This window comes from Guyparkeria hydrothermalis (genome assembly GCF_023555375.1).
GTDB classification, from domain to species: Bacteria; Pseudomonadota; Gammaproteobacteria; order Halothiobacillales; family Halothiobacillaceae; genus Guyparkeria; species Guyparkeria hydrothermalis.
This window is the reverse complement of sequence record NZ_JAJSEE010000003.1, coordinates 180,478-200,384: the sequence shown is the minus strand read 5'-3', so window position 1 is coordinate 200,384 and position 19,907 is coordinate 180,478. Positions and strand designations below refer to the sequence as shown.

The window sequence follows — 19,907 nt, the reverse complement described above, 5'->3', positions numbered from 1 at the left end:
GCGACTGGTCTATATAGATTGGTGTGGACAGAGCCGGGAGTGGCGAGAATGCGCGAGACGATGCACAAACGACGGCTGGCCGTCACGTTCGGCGCCATCGCCGCCCTCGTGGCGAGTGTCCCGAGCGTCGGGCAGGAAGGCGAGACGGTCTACAAGTGCATCCACTCGGATGGCCGGATTGTCTACTCCGACCAGCCCTGCACCGGCTCGGTCACCGGCGGGATGGACGGCCAGATGGAGGTGCAGACCATCACCGCCCCGCCCCCGGGCAGTGGCGGCGAGGCGGCCCGCGAGGGCATCAAGCGGATTGCCGAGGAATACGACCAACGCCAGGAGGCCGAGCGCAAGGCGCGCGAAGAGGCCGACCGGCGCGCACTCGAGCGCCGCCTGTCCAACCCCGAGGTGGTCGTGGTCGCCCCGTGGCGCGACGAACCCCGTTACATCCCCTATTACCCGCAGGGTAAGCATCTGCTGCCCTACGACCGCTACCGCGATCCCGCCCACGGTGGCATGCGCCTGGACGACAACGGTTTCTCGCTCTGGTACGACAGCGGCTACCCCTTCCCGCACCACCGGCCGCCGCCCCCTCATCGGCCACCCCATGACGATCGCCCGCCACGCGATCCGTATTCCAGCGACGGCCGCCCGATCAAGGAGCCGGGTTACTCGGGACGCTACCCCGGTGGGTTCCCCGGCCTGCGCTGACCGACAAGCCCGGCGGAATCTGCGACAATCCCCCGCCCATTCACTAGGGCAGGCCAGATCCGTCATGCAGGCGCATATCTTCAAGAGTCGCAAGAACCCCGACATGTACCTGTTCGTCCGCGAGGGGCAGGACATGGACGAACTCGATCGAATGGTGCGCGAGCGCCTGGGTGAACTCGAGTTCGTGATGGCGCTGGATCTCTCGGAGGACCGCGAGCTCGCGCGTACCGACACCGCCACCGTGCGCGACCACATCGAAAAGCTGGGCTTTCATCTGCAGATGCCGCCCACGGCCGAGAACTGGGCCCACTGGGACAACCTCAAGGCCGGCATCCGGGCGGGCCAGCCCAAGCCCGAATAACCTCGGCACGGGATAACGGCGAGGGTCCGGCCGTCCGCGTGGCGGGCACTCAGAGCGCGGCGATCTCGTGCAGCCGGTCGAAATCCAGCGGCAAGCCGTTGTGGGCCACGAACATCGGGTTGAGCAGCGACTCGCGGGTGTTGTAGCGCAGCGGACGACCGGAGAGATCGGTCAGCTTGCCGCCGGCGGCCTCCAACACGCACTGCGACGCGGCCGTGTCCCATTCCGAGGTCGGTCCCAGACGCGGGTAGAGATCCGCCTTGCCTTCGGCGACCAGGCAGGTCTTCAACGAACTGCCGCAACGCAGCACGCTCGCCTCGGCACCCGGGCGCGAGAACGTCTCGATCAGGTGCATTTCCCGCCGGCTGGCATGCGACCGCGACAGTGCCAGGGTGGGCGGATCGGCAGGCGTGCGCACCTGGATGGGGCCGGGCGCGTCGTGGTAGCGCCAGGCGCCCTGACCGCGGATCGCCGCGTACTCGAGCCCCACGGCCGGGGCGAGCACCACGCCCAGCACGGGGACACCGGCGTCGATCAGGGCGATGTTGACGGAGAATTCGCCGTTGCGCTTGACGAATTCGCGGGTACCGTCGAGCGGGTCGACCAGCCAGTAGCGCGACCATTCTCGCCGCTCGCGCCACGCCGGGGCGCGCCCCTCTTCCGTGATGATCGGCCAGCCATCGCCCAGGCCGGCCAGGCGCTCGGCGATCAGCTGATTGGCCACCAGGTCGGCCTCGGTGACCGGCGAGGCGTCCGCCTTGCGCTCGACCGAGAAATCCTGCTGGTAGACCCGCATGATGGCGTGGCCGGCGGCCTCCGCGATCGCACGCACCTCGTCGAGCAGGGCCTGGTCGACGCCGACCGGTTGTTGCCTATCCATCTCGTTCACGCGGCTCCTTCCCTTTGACGTTGCTGGCGGTACGCCCGCACCAGGAACATGGCGGCCAGCGAGCGGGCCTCGGAGCAGTCGCCCGAGGCGGCGAACTCGTCGAGCTCGGCCATCGGCAGGAAACTCACCTCGAGCGGCTCGGGCTCGTCCCCCGGCAAGCGGTCCGGATAGAGGGATTCGGCCAGCACCAGTTGCGTGCGCTGACCGGAATAGGTGGGCGCCATGGTCATTTCGTTGAGCCGGGTCAGACGGCGGGCCGCGAAGCCGGCCTCCTCCCTGAGTTCACGATTGGCGGCTTCCACCGCCGTCTCGCCCGCATCGATCCGCCCCTTGGGCAGGCCGAGCTCGTAACGCTCGGTGCCGCAGGCGTACTCGCGGATAAGAACGAACTCCTCGTCGGCCGTCAGTGCGGCGACGATCACCGCGCCATTGCTGCTGCCCTTGAGACGCTCGAACTGCACCTCGGTGCCATTGGCGAAGCGCAGATCCACGCCCTCCACGCGAAACAGGCGGGTTTCGGCCAGGGGACGGATCGCCTGAATGATGGGCGGGGCGTTCGAGGGCATGACTGACCTTGGTCTGGGTGAAAATTCGCGCCGGAATGCTGCGTTCATTGTAGCCGACTCGATCGACTTGCCCGACCCGGGGCACAGGGCAATCCGATTCATCTCGTCCATGAAAATAGCTCATGAGATGCCCTTGCCTTTACGCGAGCAATTGCAAACAATGCGCCCCGACGTCAGAGGTGGTGCCCCGATCACGCATTGCGGGCACTGAAACAGGGAAGCAGGTCCAATGCCTGCGCTGCCCCCGCAACGGTAGGTGGTGACGTCGGCATCACGTAGCCACTGGCCCAAGGGAAACCACCGGGCCGGGAAGGCGATGCCGGCCGGGGAGATCCCCTCGACCACGAGCCCGGAGACCGGCCTCTGATCGGCATTCCCGACCCGCGGTGGGCTGGTCGGTCACGTGAAACCGCATCCATGACGCACTTTTCCGCCGGGCGACTGTCGTCGCTCACCGCCGGGCTTACCGGCCTGACCTGTCTTTTTACCCTCGTCCCGTCACAGGCCGATGACCGGCTGGGACCGATCAACATCACCGCCGCCCGCGAGGCCCCGGCGATTGCCCCCGCGATGCCCGAGACCGTGATCACGCGCGAGGAGATCGAGCGCAGTCAGTCCCGTTCGTTGCAGGACCTGCTGGCTGGACGCGCCGGCCTGATCGTCAGCAACGAAGGCGGCCCCGGCAAGCTGTCGAGCGTGTCGATCTGGGGGCAGAGTGCCAACCGGACGGCGGTTTTTCTCGACGGCGTACGCATCGGCTCGGTATCCGCCGGTCAGTCGTATCTCGAGCACATCCCGTTGGAACAGATCGAGCGGATCGAGATCGTGCGAGGCCCGCGCTCCGGGCAATGGGGCGCGGATGCCGGCGGCGGGGTGATCCAGATCTTCACCCGCGAGGGCACCGCGGACGGGACTCATCTGTCCGGTGGCATCGGCGCCGGCTCCCGCGGTCAACGCGAGGCCGACGCCCATATCGGTGGTCGCCAGGGCGCGTTCGACTATGCGCTGGGCGTGGCCCACCGCGAAACCGATGGCTTCGATGCCTGCGAGAACGGCGGCCCATATACCCCGCCCTGTTACGCGGACGAGCCGGACGACGACGGCTACCAACGCGATTCGCTGCAACTGCAGGCCGGGTACCGGTTCGGCGAAGGGGGGCATGTGCGTGCCCATGTATTGGCCGCCTCCGCCGAGGTCGAATACGACGGCCCGACCAACAATAGCGAAATCGAGCAACGCACCATCGGCCTGTCGGCCTCCACCGGCCGGATCGGCTTCTGGCAGTTGCGCACCCGGGCCGGTCGGCATATCGACGACCAGGACTATTTCCGCGATCGGCAATTTGACTCGCGTTTCGACACGCAACGCGACACGCTCTCACTGGCAAACGACTTCTTTCTCGGGTCATCCACCACCCTGACACTCGGGGCGGACCAGACAGTCGACAAGCTATCGAGCACGACCGACTACGTCGAGGAAGCCCGGCGCAACCAGGGGCTGTTTGCTCAGCTCAACACGCGCCTTGGCGAACGCCTGGATGTCCAGGGCGCGCTGCGCCGTGATTTCAACGAGCAATTCGGCACCGCCAACACCGGATCGCTGGACCTTGCCTATCGACTCGACGATGCCTGGTCAGTGAGCGCGGGGCACGGCACCTCGTTCAACACGCCGTCCTTCAACCTGCTCTATTACCCGCCCTACTGCCTCGCACCCGGCCTTTGTTTCGCGACGGCAAACCCCGATCTCGAACCGGAGCGCACGCGCACCTCGCGCGTCGGCATCGCCTGGAGCCAGGGGCCGTGGCTCATCGAAACGACGGCCTTCCACTCATCGGCAGACGATCTGATCTCGAGCCCGCCGCCTAGCTACGTGCCGGAGAACGTCAGCGAGGCGACCATTCGCGGCGCGGAGCTCGTTGCTCGCTGGACCAACCAAACCTGGTCCGCTCACACGAGCCTCACCTACCTGTCGACCGAGAACGAGACCACGGGCGAGCCGTTGCCGAAGCAACCCCGTTGGAGCGGTCGCCTGGCCGTCGATCGCCAGCTGGGCGCCTTTTCGATCGGCACCACCCTGCGCGGGCGCAGTGGTTCGGAAAGCGACAACCGGGGCTACGTGGTGGCCGACCTGCGCGGCAGCTACCGTCTGGCGCCTGACTGGCGCATCGAGGCCCGCGTCGATAACGTGTTCGACCGGGACTACCAAATCGTCGACGGCTTTCATCAGGCGCCGCGCGGCGTGTTTGTGAGCCTGCGCTACGGCCGGTAACATAGCGCCTTCCCCGGCCTTTCAGGACGTCATCCGACCATGCCCCATCCCATCGACGAACGACTCTTCCCGGCCAGCCGGCTCGTCGCCATCGCGGCACTTGCCGTCATGGCCGTCTCGATGCTCGCCACGCGCTACCACCACTTCAGCTCGGCGCTGCACCTGGCGGACACCTCCTGGGCGGTCTTCTTCCTGGCGGGGTTGTGGTTCCGGCAGGTGCGCGTGCTGGGTGGATTGCTGGCACTGGCCGTCGTGATCGACCTGGGCAGCGTATGGCTGGATGGTGCGGCGATGGCCAGCTGCTTCTCTCCCGCCTACCCGGGCGTACTGGCCGCCTATGCCGCCCTCTGGGGCGTGGGGCGCCTGGTCGGCAAGCGAGCGACGACGGTGGCGACCCTCCCCGCCCAACTGGCGTGGATAGCCGGGGGGATCATCGTCGGCAGCGCGGTGGCCTTTGGCCTGTCCAACGTCACGTTCTACGCCTTCTCCGGCCAGTTCGGTGAAATGGCAGCCGTCGAGTACGCCACGCGCACGTTGCCCTACCTGGGCGGCTACCTGACCAGCGCCGCCACCTACAGCGCCATCGCGCTGGCGGGCATGGCGCTGATCAATACCCTCCGCGAGGGAGCTCGGGTGCGCCGCCACGGCTAAGCCCATGACCCACTGCGTCCGGAGAAGCAAAAACCCGGCACGCTAGCGTGCCGGGTTTTCTCGTTGCGGCGATCACGGGCAAGGCGGGATTAGTCGCCGGGCGGCTCCTCCGCGGCCTCCTCCTGACCGAGCCGCATCTGATCGATGCGTTCCTCGAGAACCCGGATATCGGGAATCGCGGTAAGACGTCCGCCAATCCGCACCACTTCGCGCCAGAGGGGGTTGTCCTGCGGACCGGCTGACTCGATCTGGCGACGCTCGACCTGCTCCGAGCGCGGCACGCCGGACAGCAGCAACGCGTAGTACGGCAGGGCCCGTTCGGGGTCCGTGCCGTACAGAACCGCGCAGCGCACCCGCCGCCCAATGGTGGGCAGGGATTCGCCGTTCATCGCCTCCAGGCTGACCAGCGGCACGCGCTGGCCTCGCCAGTTGACCATGGTCGCCTCGCTGCGTCCGAGTCGGATGCTGCCTTCAGGCAGGGAGACGTCGGTGATCTCGGCGATCAACGAGTAGGGCACCAGCAGTTCGAGATCGATCAACTGCGTGGGCAGACGGACGGCACGGATTGCCGTCTCGTCGATGGGCCGTTCTTCTTGCTGTGCCATGGCTGCTTGCTGTCCTTCAGTCGGCATGCGCGTCACCCGCTTCCGGATTTCCCGGCTCCGCCTCGCTCGTGACCTCCTCACCCGCGACCGGGCGTGCCGGCAGCAGGCGCTCGATGGTGTCGATCAGGTCGAGCTCCGTGTACGGCTTGCCGAGATAGGCGGACACGCCGAGCGCCTCGGCGCGGGACCGGTGCTTCTGGCCGGTACGCGAGGAAATCATGATCACCGGCGTGTCGGCCGCCGCGCGGTCGTTGCGGATCGCGCCGAGCAGCTCGAAGCCGTCCATGCGCGGCATCTCGATATCGGTGAGCACCAGGTCCGGCAGACTGTCCTGCAGCAGGCCGAGGGCCTCGACACCATCACGGGCCAGCACGACATCGTAGTTGTTGCGCTCCAGTGTGCGCGCCGTGACCTTGCGCACGGTGAGCGAGTCGTCGACGACCAGCACGGCCGGGCGGGCTCGCACCGGCTTGACGGCGGCCTGCGCGCCCAGACGGCGCTGGTAGTCGCGACGCTGGAATTGCTGGACCAGCTCGAACAGCTCGAGGACCAGGATCACGTCACCGTCGTCGGCAATCGTGGCCCCGGAAAGCCCGGGAATCCGGCCCAGCTGCGGGCCCAGCGACTTGACGAACAACTGGATGCCGCCGAGCTGATGATCCACGTGCAGGGCGAAACGCCGCTCGCCCAGCTTGAAGAGCATGATCGGCCGGATGGCCGCGACGTCCTGTGCCGTCTCGGCCGGCGGCTGCCCCCAGAGGAGTTCGCCGAGGTAGTAGAGCGGGTAATGCTCCCCCTCGTACTCGATCTGCGGTTTCTCCTCGCGGTAGTGCTCGGCGAGCGCCACGCCGGTCATGCGCGTGACGGCCACCACGCCCTTGTAGGGGATCGCGTAGCGGTCGTCGCCGCTGGCGATCAGGATGCCGCGGGTCATCGCCTGGGTCAGCGGCAGGTTGAGGCGGATCTCGGTGTAACGGCCCTGTTCGGAGTCGACGTCGACGAAACCGCCGAGTTCTCGCGTGGCGCTCGCGACCACGTCCATCCCCACCCCGCGACCGGCGACCTGGGAGACATTGCCGGCGGTGGAAAAGCCCGGCAGGAAGATCAGCGAGCGGGCCTCTTCGTCGCTGACGTCGATATCGGCCGGGATCAGGCTGCGTTCGATCGCCTTGCGACGAATGGCATCCAGATCGAGCCCGCGCCCGTCGTCCCGCAGGCTCACCGTGATGTTGCCGCCGCCACTGTCGATATTGAGCAGCAGCTGGCCCACGGGCGGCTTGTGGTTGGCGCGACGCTCCTCGGGCGACTCGATGCCGTGGGCAATGGAATTGCGCAGCATATGCTCGAGCGACGGCAGCATGGCCATCAGGGTGACCCGGTCGACCTCGGCATCGCCGTTCTCGATCACCAGCTCGGCCTGGCGCCCCATCTCGTCGCCCACCTGGCGCACGATGCGGCGCAGGCGACCGGCAACGTCGTTGAATCGCACCAGGCGCATCGCGAGCACGCCGTCCTGCATCTTCCGACCCAGGCGCGACTGCTGCAGCAGCAGGAGCTGCGATTGTTCGGTGAGCGAGCTCAGGCTCTCCTCGATGTTGGCCACGTCGCCCAGCGATTCCATGATGCCGCGCGAGAGTTCCTGAACCTGGGTGAAGCGGTCGAATTCCAGCGGATCAAACTGCTCCTCGCTGATCCCGGCCTCTTCCATCAAGTCGGCCTTGATCTGCGTCTCGGTCTCGATCTCGAGCCGACGCAACTGACTGCGCAGGCGGGTGACGGTCTGCTGGAGCTCGAACAGCTGGCGCTCGAAGCCGTTGACCTGACGGTCGATGCGAGATTGCAGCAGCACCGACTCGCCGATCTGGTTAACCAGCGCATCGATGCTGCCGGCGGCAACGCGCACCTGCTCGTCGCGCCGCTCGGCCCCGCCCTCCTGAGCCGGGCCCGAACCGGCCTCGGCCGGCGCGGAGGCAGGCGGCGTGCTCGGCGTGTCGGCGGGTGCCTCGGCAACCGCCTCGGCCGGCGCCGGCGATTCGGCCGATTCGTCCCGGCGGACCGGCTCGCTACCCTGGCTACGCTCGGCGAAGCGGCGCGCGCCATCCGGGTCGCGGATCCAGCCAATCAGTTCGCGTTGCTGGGGAATCGGCTGCTGGTTGCGCACGCGGTCGAGCAGCCCGGCGATCACGTCGTAACTGTGCTGGACCAGGGCAACCAGGGGCTCGTTGTCGGTTGATTCGTCGCGACGTGCCAGGTCAAGGCGACCCTCGAGGTGATGCGCGACATCGCCCAGGTTGAGCAGCCCGGCCATGCGCGCACCGCCCTTGAGGGTGTGCAGGTTGCGATGCAGCAGCCGGATCGATTCGAGGTCGTGCGGGTGCACCCGCCAGTGCGCCAGGTAGGCGTCGGCCTGCTCGAGCAGCTCGTCCGCCTCGTCGAGGAAGATCTGCAGGATGTCCTCGTCCTGCTCGGCCGGATCATCGTCGGGGCGATGCTCGATGTCGGCGTAGTCCTCGCCTTCGTCATCTTCCTCGGACTCGGCGGCCGTCTCGGGTGCCCCGTCGTCCGGCTCGGAGTCATCCGCCGCCTCGTCGGCGTCGGTGGCATCAGCGTCCCGATCGTCCGCGCTCACGTCCAGGGCGTCGCCCGACGCGCGCTCGGCGTCCTGGGCCTCGGCCGTGTCGTCGGCCGCCTCCGTCCCGTCCGGCGCCGCAACCTCGTCATCTTCGTCGCGGGCCTGATCGGCATCCGGCATCGATTCGGTCGCTTCCGCCTGACGGGAATCGCGTGCCTCGGCGCTTTCGGTGACCTCGCCGTAGTCGGCCAGCACCTGCTGGAGCTGGGCATCCAGGCGCTGCTCGAGATCCGTGGTGTCGGGTTGCTCGAGGCTGGGGTCGACCGCCCAGCGGCGCAGCGCCTCGATCGCGTCGGCCCCCTCGGCGAACAGGGCGAGGTCGTCGCCCCCAAGGCGCTCCTGATGCTCGGCGAGCACCCGCGTCCAGTCTTCGAGATAGCGGGCCAGGGCGGCAATGATGTCGACACCGGCGGTACGCGCCGAGCCAAGTGTGGTGTGCAGCAGACGCACCAGGTCGTTGTCGCAGGCCAGGCCGACGCCATGGTCGCGCGCGGCCTCGATCTCCCGATGCAACTCGTCGATGTAGCCACCGATCTCCTGGTCGAAGATCTCGCGCAGCACCGGGTCCTCGATCACCGGGGCGGGCGACTCGGCCTCGACCAGTTCGGTTGCTGCCTCGTCGGTTTCAACCTCGACGGCATCTGTCGATTCGGTCGCGCCCGACTCGACCGCCAACTCGGCACCGACCTCAACGGATGGGGCGGGCGTCTCGACGGATTCGCCCGCTTCAAGGCGTTCTGCCAGGCGCAGGGAATCGGACCAGTGCGACTCGGGCGTGGCTTGCCCCGCTTCGAGGTCGGGCAGGGCCGCTTGCATCAGGGCGACCGCGTTGGCCGCCCCCTGGCGCGTGGCATCGGTGTCGTCACGCTTGCCGTCGATCACCTGGTTGAGCAGGTTTTCCCAGCCCCAGGCCCAGGCACCGATGCTGTCCAACCCCACCATCCGGCCACTGCCCTTGATGGTGTGAAAACCGCGACGCAGGCTCACCAGTGCCTCGGCGTCCCGGGCGGCGAGCCAGGTCTTGGCGGCCTCGGCCATCTCGGGCACCGTCTCGGCCATTTCCTCGGCGAAGACCTCGCGCATCTCCGCCATCATCGGGTCGTCGTCCGACTCGGCGGCCGTCTCGGATTGGGTCGTGACCTCGGATTCACCCGCCGGGGATTCGGCACCGGTCTGTTGGGGCACCTCAGGGGCCTCGACGACCTCGTCGGGCAGGTCGACCCCCGCCTCGTCATCGGCCGCGGCCATGTCGGCGCGTAATTCGTCCTGGTCGTCGGCAAGACCGAAATCGAGCGCCGCCTCGAGTTCCGACGAGGATTCGGCTTCCGCCTCGTCGAAGCTCAGCGTCTCCGGTTCGTCGACAGCGTGGCGTTCGTCGTCATTGCCGTCGGTTTCCTCGAACGTGATTGGCGTCTCGGTCTCGGTCTCGGGGAGCGTGTCGCCCGCCTCGGCCAAGGACACGCCCGTTTCCTCGGGTGCCGTTACCGGCTGATCCGGCAGGTCGACCATGGGACCCGCCTCGTCCGCCGGCGCGCCCTCGTCACGCAACTCGTCCTGGTCCTCGGCCAGACCAAAGTCCAGCGCCGACTCGAGCTCCGTCGCGCCCTCTTCCTCGGCCTCGGCAAACGCCACGGCGTCTGTCTCGGTCGACGATGGGCTGGCTTTCTCCTCATCCTCGTCCAGCCGCTCATCCGAGCCGTCCGCTTCGCCCAGGGACTCCAGATCCTCGTCACGGTCGAGCGGCGACTCGTCAGGCTGCTCGACATCTGACGTCGCGACCTCGTCGTCGGGCAATGCCAGCGCCTGCTCCTCGTCCATGTCGGCCGATGCCTCGGCATCCGACGCGGACGTTTGTGCCTCGTCTGTCTCCGAAGTCGAGACCTCGTCTTCCGGCAGGCTCAGGTTCTCGAGATCCGCCGGGGCGTCGGTCGTGACCGGCGCCTGTTCGACGGTTTCCGGCAGGTCGGGCAGGTCCTCCGCCTCGGATGGCGCCGCCCGCTGCTCCTCCTCGCCCTCGTCGAGGGCGAAGTCCAGCGCCGACTCCAGTTCCTCGCCGCTTGATTCGTCGGCACCCTCGGCCTCGATCGGCTCGACGGTCTCGCTGCCGGCGGCATCCGCCGTTTCGGGAACATCCGTGGCCAACTCGTCCTCTTCGACCTGCCAGAACTCGATCAACTCGTCTGGCGTGGCGAGGCTCTCGTCGACCGGCTCGGGGGCGCTCTCCTCGTCCGAAACCGTCGGGGCAGTCGCGGCCGACGCCGACTCTTCCGGCGGGGCCTCATCGCTCGCGTCCGCCTCGTCCGTGCTGACGGCCTCGGTCGACTCGTCAATCCCAGCGACGAGATCGTCGATACGGCGCTTGGTCGCCTCGAGGAAACGCGCGATTTCCTTGCCGAAGTCGCGCAGGTTCTCGAGATAGAACTCCAGTGCCGCGAAGATCTCGCTCAGGGCCGACAGGGTGTGTTCATCGCCGACGGGCTCACCGAAGGTCTGCGCGCGGCTCCAGCGAGCCAGTGCCATGACCAGCGGTGTGGCCGCATCGCGACCGGAGAGGCGAAGCACCTCGCCGATGCCGGTGAGCTTGTCGGCCGCCTGGGCGAACGGGTCGTTGGCGGGGGCCTCCCCGTCGCCCTGCCCGGCGAGGCCGGCATTGATCTTCTCGCGCGACTCGCTCAGCGATTCGAACGCCGCACTGGCAATCGCGCCGATCGAGCTGGCCACCGTCTGGTCGTGCAACGCCTCGGCCCGATCGCCATCAGCCATGCTGCGCGGGATGCCGTCGATGACCTGCTCGACGAGCATCACGGTGCCGGCCAGGTCCATCAGCATGTCGTCGTCGAGCAACTCGGCGCCGCGGGTGACAGCCTGCAGGCGCTCCCGACCGGCCTCGAGCGAGGCGGCGGCCGCCGAATAGCCGAGGGTGTGGAGCACGCCACTCATCTGCTCGAACTTGCTCAGGATCCGTCCCAGCGGTTCGAGGTCATCGCGCTTGCCCCGCACGAACAGGTCGAGCACGTCCTGGGTGGCAAGCAGTTCCTCTTCCAGCGCCTGCCGAACGGCCTCGAGGGCCTCGGCATCCAGGCCGACGAAACGGGCCGGCCGATCGGCGGCGTCCAGTTGGGCGCGCCACTCGGCGGCCGGATCCCGACAGATGATCTCGTCATCGTCGACACGTTCCAGGAGCGAGAGCAGCACCGAGGCGCCCAGATCCAGGCCGGCGTGGTTGATCACCGACTCGCTGCGCCCCTGCAATTGCAAGCGGAACAGCTGCAGGACGCGCCCCACGGCACGTTTGAGTACCGGCGCGTAGCGGTCCGGATCGGATTCGGTCAGGCGGAGCAGCTCACCCACCACGCGAATGGCGATGATGGCACTGCGGCTGGGTTCGTGCGCGATGATCTCCATCGACAGCTCGCGCAGACCCGGCAGCACCGACCAGTCGTCGCGCATGACCGCGAGCACTTCCCGCTCCATGCGCCGCAGCAGCGGCCGGAGCTCGGCCTCCTCGTCGACGCCCTTCTCGCGGTGCGGACGCTTGCCGAGCTCGTGTTCGGCCTGCAACAGGAAGGCACGCGCAGCCATTTCGCGCGCGTCGAGCGGGGGTTGCTGGAGGGTGCTGCGCAGGCGGTTGACCATCGGCAGCAGGCTGGCCGGCGTGATCTCGGCACCGGCGGCCATGCGGTCGAGCAGCGCCTGAAGCAATGCGACGGACTCGATCTGCGCGGAAATGGCGGTCCGGTCGCCGTCGTCCGACTCGTTCGAGTGCTCCTCGAGCGGCTCCAGGGCGGCCATCTGGGTGCGCACCAGCACCCGCGCGAGCTGGATGTCCACCATGGAAGAAACGCGGTCGATGGTCTGCAGCGCCTGGGTGGCGTCGAAGACATGCTCGGTGACGTTCTCGCCCTCGGAAAGCTGCTCCAGCGCCCTCAAGAGCTCGGCGAGCCGCTCCTCCAGCCCCTCACGGAGCCAGTCGAATACGATCGCGTCGACTTTCCTTTCTGTCCGCATCTGTCAATTCACCGCCTTTCGGCATCCCGCCTGCTGGAATATCCGTGCCCCGGTCCGCCCGCATCTCACGTCGGCCGACCGGGCCGCCTGCTGTCCTGCCGCTATCAGCTCGCTGCCTGGGCGTCGTCGCGCTCGGGCATCGTGAAGCCGGCCACGGAGCGGTTGAGCTCCTGCGAGAGCGAGCCCAGTTCGCCGATCTCGTCGGCGGCCTGGGTGGCGTTCTCTGCCGTCTGCTGGGTGTCCTGACGGATCCGGTTGACGGCTTCGCGCAGCTCGGTGGCCACCGAGGCCTCCTTCTGGGCCACCGAGGTGATGTCGTTGATCTGCTGGGAGAGCTTCAGCGAGACGCTTTCGATCTCGGACAGGGCCTTGCCCGCGTTCTCGGCCAAGGTCGCACCGTCGACGACGTTCGAGGTCGTCTGCTCCATGGCGAGCATCGCCTCGGAGGTGTCGGTCTGGATGGTGTTTACCAGCAGCTCGATCTGGCGGGTCGCGTCACTGACGCGCTCGGCCAGGCGCTGGACCTCGTCGGCGACCACCGCGAAGCCACGGCCCGCCTCGCCGGCCATCGCGGCCTGGATGGCGGCGTTCAGTGCCAGGATGTTGGTCTGGTCGGCGATGTCGGTGATCAGGCCGACGATGTCGCCGATCTCCTGGGAGGACTCGCCCAGGCGCTTGAGGCGCTTGGAGGTTTCCTGGATCTGCTCGCGGGTCTGGTTCATGCCCTTGATGGTCTGACGCACCGCATCGCCACCGCGGTGGGCGACGTCAACCGACGACTCGGCAATCTGGGCCGATTCCTGGGCACTGACGGAGACCTTCTCGATCTCGTCGGACATCTGCGCGATGGCGTCCGAGATCTCGGTGATCCGCTGGGCCTGGCCGCGCGACTTGTCGGCCAGTGCCCGCGAGCTGTCCTGCGAGGCGCGCACCGCCTCGGCAACCCGCACGGAGGTGTCGTTGATGGTGCCGACCAGGTCGCGCAGGGCGTCGATGGTGTAGTTGACCGAGTCGGCGATCGCGCCGGTGATGTCCTCGGTCACGGTGGTGTGCGCGGTCAGGTCGCCGTCGGCCAGCGTCATCATCTCGTCGAGCAGGCGCAGGATGGCCGCTTGGTTACGCTGGTTGGCCGCCTCGGTCTCGGCCAGGGCACGGCGGGATTCCTGCACCAGGGTCACGCCCAGCCAGACGAGCAGCAACAGGCCGATCGCGCCGCTGGCGTAGCCGAGATAGAGGAACTGGGAGGCCTGGTTCTGGTCGGCCGCGAGCGCGCGGGCAAGCTCGGAGGTGCTGCCGGTGAAGTCGCCGGACATGCGGTCGATCTCACGCGCCGCCTGGTTGGCGGCCAGCAGCTGCGGTGCCTGCTCGAGAACCGCGGACACGAGCTGGTTGACCGTGGCGAACAGAACGCCCACCTCGCGCAGCCCGTCGCGGACCTCGGTGTTGTTGACGCGCGGCGCCATGCGGTTGCCGTTAAGCAGGCCATTGAGCACGCCACCGAACAGGGCGACGTCACGGCCGAAGCGCTCGGAGGCATTCACGGCCTGCTCGCCACCGCCGGTGATCTCGTCAAGGGTGGTACCGATGCGTTCGATGAACATCAGCTGGCGGGTGGCGAGGTAGATGAGATGGCTGGGCGCTTCGTTGGCAACCAGCGTCTGGACCACCTCGTCCGAGGCCGCGGTCAGGTCCGGCAGGATTTCCTCGATCTGCGCGGACTGCTCGCCGACGCTGAGGATGGCCTCGCGGCCCTCGAGCACCTTGCTCAGCGAGTCGTTGTAGGCATCCCACTGGCTGTCGACCGTGCCGAGCAGGTCCTGGCGGTTGCCGGGCACGGCCAGTTGCGGGCGCTCGGGGTCGTTGCCCTGCAGGGCGGTGAGGCTGTCGGTGAACTCGGCGCGGATCGACTGAACCCGGTCGAACGCCCCGGGGTTGCCGCGGATGGCCCGCAACACCTCGATGGTGAGTTCCTGGGAGGAGCGTTCCAGTTCGGCGCCGGCCAGGCGGCGGTCGAGGAATTCCTGCTCGCGCTGGGCCGCGAAGATGAACACGACCACGGTCGCGACCAGCGCCAGAACCGCGAGAACCACGAGGATCAGTATCTTACGGCTGATGCCGCCCATCCGTGCGCCAAGACTCATAGTTGCCACTTACTCCTGAATGGAATTCATCGTCATTGTTTCGTTATGGTCGGGCATTGCCCGTGGCCGACGTCATGCGACGGCATTGAGGAACTGGTCGTGGTCCAAAAGCGAGCGGAACTCGAGCACCGGCAACCATTCCTCGTTGAGCCGCACCTCCTGGTGGAAGCCCGGCAGGGAAACCAGCTCGCGGTGATGCTCGGAATCGCTCAGGGGGCGCTCGTCGCCGTAGGCGATCTGGCGTATGCCGTAGGACCGCTCCACCAGGAAGGCCGACGAGGCCTGGGCGTGCTTGGCAAGGAAGACCACGCTGTGGCGGGATGCCGGCGTGGTGACGTCGAACCAGAAGCGCGCCAGGTCGAACACCCCGGTCAGCTCGCCGCGCAGGTTGGCCAGGCCGGAGACCCACGGACGCGCCCCCGGGAGCGTCACCATGCGAGGCGGGGCGACGATCGCCCGCACCTCGTCGAGGGCGACCAGCATGCGGCGACCATCGACGGCAAACAGGATGCCCTGCCAGGTCTTGACATGGTCTTCGCTGCTGGGCATGCCGACGGCATGCCGATCGACCTGGCGGTTGATCCAGCCGAGGTAGTCGAACACGTCCTCTGTGCTCTGCATAACGTCAGCCGAGCACGCTCTTGAGCACGTCGATCAGGTCCGCCTCCTTGACCGGCTTGACCAGGTACTCCTTGGCGCCCTGGCGCATACCCCAGATACGGTCGGTCTGCTGATCCTTGGTGGTGACGATAATCACCGGGATGGCGCTGGTCTCGCTGTCCTTGTTGAGCGTACGGGTGGCCTGAAAGCCGTTCATGCCCGGCATGACCACGTCCATGAGCACCGCGTCCGGGCGGACTTCGCGCACCAGTTCGACCCCTTCCTCGCCGCTGTTGGCGACGGAGACCTGGTGGCCGTGACGCTCGAGAATCTGCTGGAGCACGTAGACTTCGGTGGGCGAGTCATCAATGACAACGATGTGAGCCACTACCCTGTTCCTCTAGAAAAATCCGGTTCAATCAAGATTCCGCCGGCGCCCGGAAGCGGGCCCGGCGGCCTGCCGTTCTCAGCCCGCCATCGCGCCTTCGTCGGCCACGGGGCGGCCCTCGGCGAAACGCTCGACCGCAGCGAGGATCTCGTCGCTGTTGAAGGGCTTGGTGAGGTAATCGGAGGCACCGACAATGCGGCCGCGCGCCTTGTCGAAGATGCTGTCCTTGCTGGACAGCAGAATGATGGGGGTGTCGGCGAAGCGATCGTTGTTCTTGATCAGCGCCGTGGTCTGGTAGCCGTCGAGACGCGGCATGAGGATGTCGATGATGACCACGTCCGGGTCGAAGGCGCCGATACGGGCCAGCGCGTCGAATCCGTCGATCGCGCTTTCCACCTCGCAGCCCGCCTTGCTGAGGATGCTGTCTGCGGTCCGTCGGATGGTCTTGCTGTCGTCGACCACCATGACCCTCAGGCCGTCGAGGCCGGCGTGATTCTCTGTCGCTTCCATGTCTTCGTCCTTGCTGCTGGCCGATTCTTGCCTTGCGTCGGCCGAATGTAACCAACGCGCCCGCCTTTGGCAAACGCCTCGAGAGGCAGCCGTGCCACGAAACACGCGCCCCGGCCATCGTTTACACTGTGGCGACGATTACCGCGGTTGCCGAGCGGCGCGCGGCCCACCCAAACGACCACCGTGACGAAAAGTCGATGACAAACAACCATTCAGCCCTGCAACTGGACACCCAGGACTCGACCCCGGAGCTCGAGGCGAGCTATTGCGGCCCCCTGCTGATGATCGAGTCGCACATCATCGAGAACCGTCGTCGCATCGAGACCTGGTTCCGCGAGCAGTGGCGCAAGACGCCGGCCCCCTTCTACAGCTCGGTCGACCTGCGCAACGCCGGCTACAAGCTCGGCCCGGTCGACACCAACCTGTTCCCGGCCGGCTTCAACAACCTCAACCACAGCTTCGACCCGCTGGTGGTCCAGGCGATCCAGTCGGCGGTCGAGCATGCCTGCCCCGACGCGCGCGGCATGCTGATCATCCCGGAGCGCCACACGCGCAACCGGTTCTATCTCGAATCGCTGGCCACCATGGCCGAACTGTTCGAACTGGCCGGCTTCGAGACGCGCATCGGCTCGCTCGATGAACTGGACAAGCCGGCGCACTTCGAGCTGCCGTCCGGGCGCACCCTGACCCAGCACCCGATCCACCGCGAGGGTCGCCGGATCGAGGTGGACGGCTTCTCGCCCTGCACCATCGTGCTCAACAACGACCTGTCCGGCGGGCGCGAGGAGATCCTCGAGGACCTGGAACAGACCGTGGTTCCCCCCACGGCACTGGGCTGGTGGCACCGCTCGAAGTTCAACCACTTCAGCCACTACCAGGCGCTGGCCAACGAGCTGGCCGACCTGATCGACCTCGATCCCTGGCATCTCGCGCCGATGATCCTCGACTGCGGCCAGATCGACTTCATGAAGCGCGAGGGCGAGAACTGCCTGCAGGAAAAGGTCAGCGAGATGCTCGCCGCCATCCAGACGAAGTACGACGAGCTCGAGATCAAGGAAAAGCCCTTCGTCGTGATCAAGGCCGATGCCGGCACCTACGGCATGGGCGTGATGATGGCCCAGTCCGCCGAAGAGGTGGTCGGGCTCAACCGCAAGCAGCGCACGCGCATGGCCGCCTCCAAGGACGGCCGCAGCATCAACCGCGTGCTGATCCAGGAAGGCATCTACAGCTTCGAGCGGCTGGGCTCGAGCGGGCACGTCGCCGAGCCGGTGCTCTACATGATCGACCGCCACGTCGTCGGCGGTTTCTACCGCGTGCATACCAAGAAGGGCCAGAGCGAGAACCTCAACTCGCCCGGCGCGGAATTCGTGCCGTTGCCCTTCACCCAGTCCTGCGTCACGCCGGCCCCGGATGCCTCGCCCGACAGCGACCAGAATCGGCTGTACTGCTACGGCGTGGTCGCCCGACTGGCCCTGCTGGCCGCCGCGCGCGAACAGCAGGATCTGACTGGTGACGCGGCCGACGCCCCGTCCGCCGGCTGACCCGAACCGCAAGCGGAGCCCCCATGCGTATCGCCGTCGTCATGGATCCGATCGACCGGATCAAGCCCTGGAAGGACACCTCGTTCGCCTTCCTGCTCAGCGCCCAGGCACACGACTGGGAGTGCTGGTACATCGAGCCCGACTGGCTGTTCTTCGCCGACGGCAAGCCGCAGGCCCAGGCCGCCCCGATCACGGTGATCGATCGCGACCGGGATTTCTACACGCTTGGCGAGCGCGACGTCCACGCGCTGACGGACTTCGACATCATCCTGCAACGCCAGGACCCGCCGATCGACCTCGACTACCACTACATCACCGGCCTGCTGTCGCTGGCCGAGCAGGCCGGGGTGGTGGTCGGCAACCGCCCGGACGCCGTGCGCGCGGCCAACGAGAAACTGCTCGCCCAGCATTTCCCCGCCCTGTGCCCGCCGACGCTGGTCAGTCGCTCGATCGACCAGCTGAAGGGGTTTGTCGCCGAGCAGGGCGAGATCGTGGTCAAGCCCCTGGATGCCATGGGCGGCAGCTCGATCTTCAAGATCCACGAGGACGACGAGAACACCCAGGTGATCCTCGAGGTAATGACCCGCGACCAGACCGAGCTGGTGATGGCGCAGCGCTACCTGCCCGAGATCCGCACCGGCGACCGCCGCGTGCTGCTGATCGACGGCGAACCGGTCGACCACGCCCTGCTGCGCGTACCCGGCGAGAAGAGCTTCCGCGCCAACCTCGCCGCCGGCGGCCGGGGCGAGGTGGTCCCGCTGCGCGATCGCGACCGGGAGATCGCCGCCACCGTCGGTCCCTGGCTGGCCGAACGCGGTTACTGGTTCGTCGGCCTGGACGTGATCGGCGACTGGCTGACCGAGATCAACGTCACCAGCCCCACCTGCGCCCGCGAGATCAGCGCGGTCACCGGGCAGGACGTCACCGGCGCCATGCTCGACCGGCTGGCCGACCGAACCGGGCGATGATCGACCGGCGCCGGCGCGCGCTGCTGGCCGGGATCGCCGGCCTGCCGCTGGCCGGCCTGCCCGGCTGCGGGAACGAGCCGCACTTCACCGAGGTGGGATTCAGCGTCTTCGGTCAGCTCTGGACCCTGCGTTTCGCGAACACCCCCGCCGACCAGGTCACGGCCGCCGTGCAATCCGCCGAGGCGATCGTCGAACCGCTCTACCGGCGCCTGCACCCCTGGCGCGACAGCGAACTGACCCGCCTCAATCGCCAACTGGCCGCCCACGGCGAGGCCACTGCCAGCCCGGCGATCCGCGAACTGATCCAGGCAGCCCGCCCCGTGTTCGAGGCCAGCGGCGGGCGGTTCGACCCCACGATCGGCGGGCTGATCGCCCTGTGGGGGTTTCATCGAAACGGGGGCAATGTGGACGACGCCGCCATCACCCCGCCGGCGGAGGCCGCCCTGGATGACTGGCTGGACGACGCCCCGTCGCTCGATGATGTGCGGATCGACGGCGAGCAGGTGATCACCGCCAACCCGCGGGTCCAGTTCGATTTCAACGCGCTGGCCGAGGGGTTTGCCGCCGCGCGGGTACTCAACGCCATCGAGTCGCTCGGGGTGACCGACTGCCTGCTCGATTCCGGCGGCGATCTCTACACCCTCGGCCGCGCCGGCGGGCGGGACTGGCAACTGGGCATTCGCGACCCGCGCGGCGAAGGCGTCCTGGGTGGCCTGGCGCTATCGGGGCGACATGCCCTGTGCAGTTCCGGCGACTACGAGCGACGCCTGACCTACCGCGGCGAGCGCTACGGCCACATCATCGATCCGCTCACCGCCCGCCCGGCTCGGCACAACACCGGCACCACGGTGCTGGGACGCCCCCCCACGGTCGCCGACGGCGCGGCCACCGCGCTGATGCTGCTGTCACCCGACGAGGCCGGCGATTTCGCGCGCCAATTGGGGCTCGACGGCACCCTGCTGGTGACCGAGAATGGCAGCGCGTGGCGCGATGCCGGCATGCAATCGGCCATGACGGCCGCACCGTCCGGACGCCCAATCGACTGGCACACACTCTAAGAGGCAGGGACGCCCA

At 67.6% G+C, this 19,907-nt stretch carries 15 protein-coding genes and 1 riboswitch; of the genes, 7 read left to right on the top strand and 8 right to left on the bottom strand.

Annotated features, from left to right (window positions below; genetic code table 11):
- Positions 1-48: 48 nt before the first annotated feature.
- On the top strand, positions 49-705 hold the full coding sequence (locus LV475_RS05845; RefSeq protein ID WP_250105921.1) for a DUF4124 domain-containing protein: 657 nt from the start codon (positions 49-51) through the stop codon (positions 703-705).
- 64 nt (positions 706-769) lie between these two features.
- Positions 770-1,066: a YcgL domain-containing protein gene (locus tag LV475_RS05840; protein ID WP_169303579.1), complete on the top strand. Its 297-nt coding sequence runs from the start codon at positions 770-772 to the stop codon at positions 1,064-1,066.
- A 49-nt stretch (positions 1,067-1,115) separates the two neighbouring features.
- On the opposite strand, the gene cysQ is transcribed toward LV475_RS05840, so the two are convergent.
- Both cysQ and nudE read right to left on the bottom strand, forming a co-directional pair.
- Entirely contained in the window at positions 1,116-1,946 is an 831-nt protein-coding gene (cysQ, locus tag LV475_RS05835; RefSeq protein ID WP_136866789.1) for a 3'(2'),5'-bisphosphate nucleotidase CysQ, read from the bottom strand.
- Between the two features lie 5 nt (positions 1,947-1,951).
- A complete protein-coding gene (gene nudE / locus LV475_RS05830) occupies positions 1,952-2,521 on the bottom strand; it encodes an ADP compounds hydrolase NudE (RefSeq protein ID WP_136866790.1) in 570 nt (189 codons plus the stop codon).
- Between the two features lie 160 nt (positions 2,522-2,681).
- A riboswitch (cobalamin riboswitch) is annotated at positions 2,682-2,900 on the top strand.
- 38 nt (positions 2,901-2,938) lie between these two features.
- On the opposite strand from nudE, the gene LV475_RS05825 reads away from it, so the two are divergent.
- Together LV475_RS05825 and LV475_RS05820 are read left to right on the top strand one after the other, a co-directional pair.
- Positions 2,939-4,789: a TonB-dependent receptor domain-containing protein gene (locus tag LV475_RS05825; RefSeq protein ID WP_136866791.1), complete on the top strand. Its 1,851-nt coding sequence runs from the start codon at positions 2,939-2,941 to the stop codon at positions 4,787-4,789.
- A 39-nt stretch (positions 4,790-4,828) separates the two neighbouring features.
- A complete protein-coding gene (locus LV475_RS05820) occupies positions 4,829-5,440 on the top strand; it encodes a hypothetical protein (RefSeq protein ID WP_136866792.1) in 612 nt (203 codons plus the stop codon).
- Positions 5,441-5,529: 89 nt separating this feature from the next.
- Here the strand turns inward: LV475_RS05820 and LV475_RS05815 are convergent, their stop codons facing one another.
- From LV475_RS05815 to LV475_RS05790, 6 genes are all read right to left on the bottom strand, one after another.
- A complete protein-coding gene (locus LV475_RS05815) occupies positions 5,530-6,045 on the bottom strand; it encodes a chemotaxis protein CheW (protein WP_169303580.1) in 516 nt (171 codons plus the stop codon).
- Positions 6,046-6,061: 16 nt separating this feature from the next.
- On the bottom strand, positions 6,062-12,685 hold the full coding sequence (locus LV475_RS05810) for an Hpt domain-containing protein (RefSeq protein ID WP_250105920.1): 6,624 nt from the start codon (positions 12,683-12,685) through the stop codon (positions 6,062-6,064).
- Between the two features lie 104 nt (positions 12,686-12,789).
- Positions 12,790-14,826: a methyl-accepting chemotaxis protein gene (locus tag LV475_RS05805; protein ID WP_250105919.1), complete on the bottom strand. Its 2,037-nt coding sequence runs from the start codon at positions 14,824-14,826 to the stop codon at positions 12,790-12,792.
- Between the two features lie 72 nt (positions 14,827-14,898).
- On the bottom strand, positions 14,899-15,447 hold the full coding sequence (locus tag LV475_RS05800) for a chemotaxis protein CheW (RefSeq protein ID WP_250105918.1): 549 nt from the start codon (positions 15,445-15,447) through the stop codon (positions 14,899-14,901).
- Positions 15,448-15,451: 4 nt separating this feature from the next.
- On the bottom strand, positions 15,452-15,814 hold the full coding sequence (locus LV475_RS05795; protein WP_136866798.1) for a response regulator: 363 nt from the start codon (positions 15,812-15,814) through the stop codon (positions 15,452-15,454).
- Between the two features lie 78 nt (positions 15,815-15,892).
- Positions 15,893-16,324, bottom strand: coding sequence for a response regulator (locus tag LV475_RS05790; RefSeq protein ID WP_136866799.1), 432 nt, complete (start codon positions 16,322-16,324; stop codon positions 15,893-15,895).
- Positions 16,325-16,521: 197 nt separating this feature from the next.
- On the opposite strand from LV475_RS05790, the gene gshA reads away from it, so the two are divergent.
- Genes gshA through LV475_RS05775 form a run of 3 tightly spaced genes read left to right on the top strand, consistent with a single transcriptional unit; the run spans position 16,522 to position 19,891 of the window.
- Positions 16,522-17,865: a glutamate--cysteine ligase gene (gene gshA / locus LV475_RS05785; protein WP_156227438.1), complete on the top strand. Its 1,344-nt coding sequence runs from the start codon at positions 16,522-16,524 to the stop codon at positions 17,863-17,865.
- 23 nt (positions 17,866-17,888) lie between these two features.
- The gene (gene gshB, locus LV475_RS05780) at positions 17,889-18,833 is read left to right on the top strand and encodes a glutathione synthase (protein ID WP_250105917.1); all 945 of its coding nucleotides are present in this window, start codon (positions 17,889-17,891) and stop codon (positions 18,831-18,833) included.
- The gene (locus LV475_RS05775) at positions 18,830-19,891 is read left to right on the top strand and encodes an FAD:protein FMN transferase (protein WP_250105916.1); all 1,062 of its coding nucleotides are present in this window, start codon (positions 18,830-18,832) and stop codon (positions 19,889-19,891) included. Before gshB ends, LV475_RS05775 begins: the two co-directional genes overlap by 4 nt.
- Positions 19,892-19,907 lie beyond the last annotated feature (16 nt).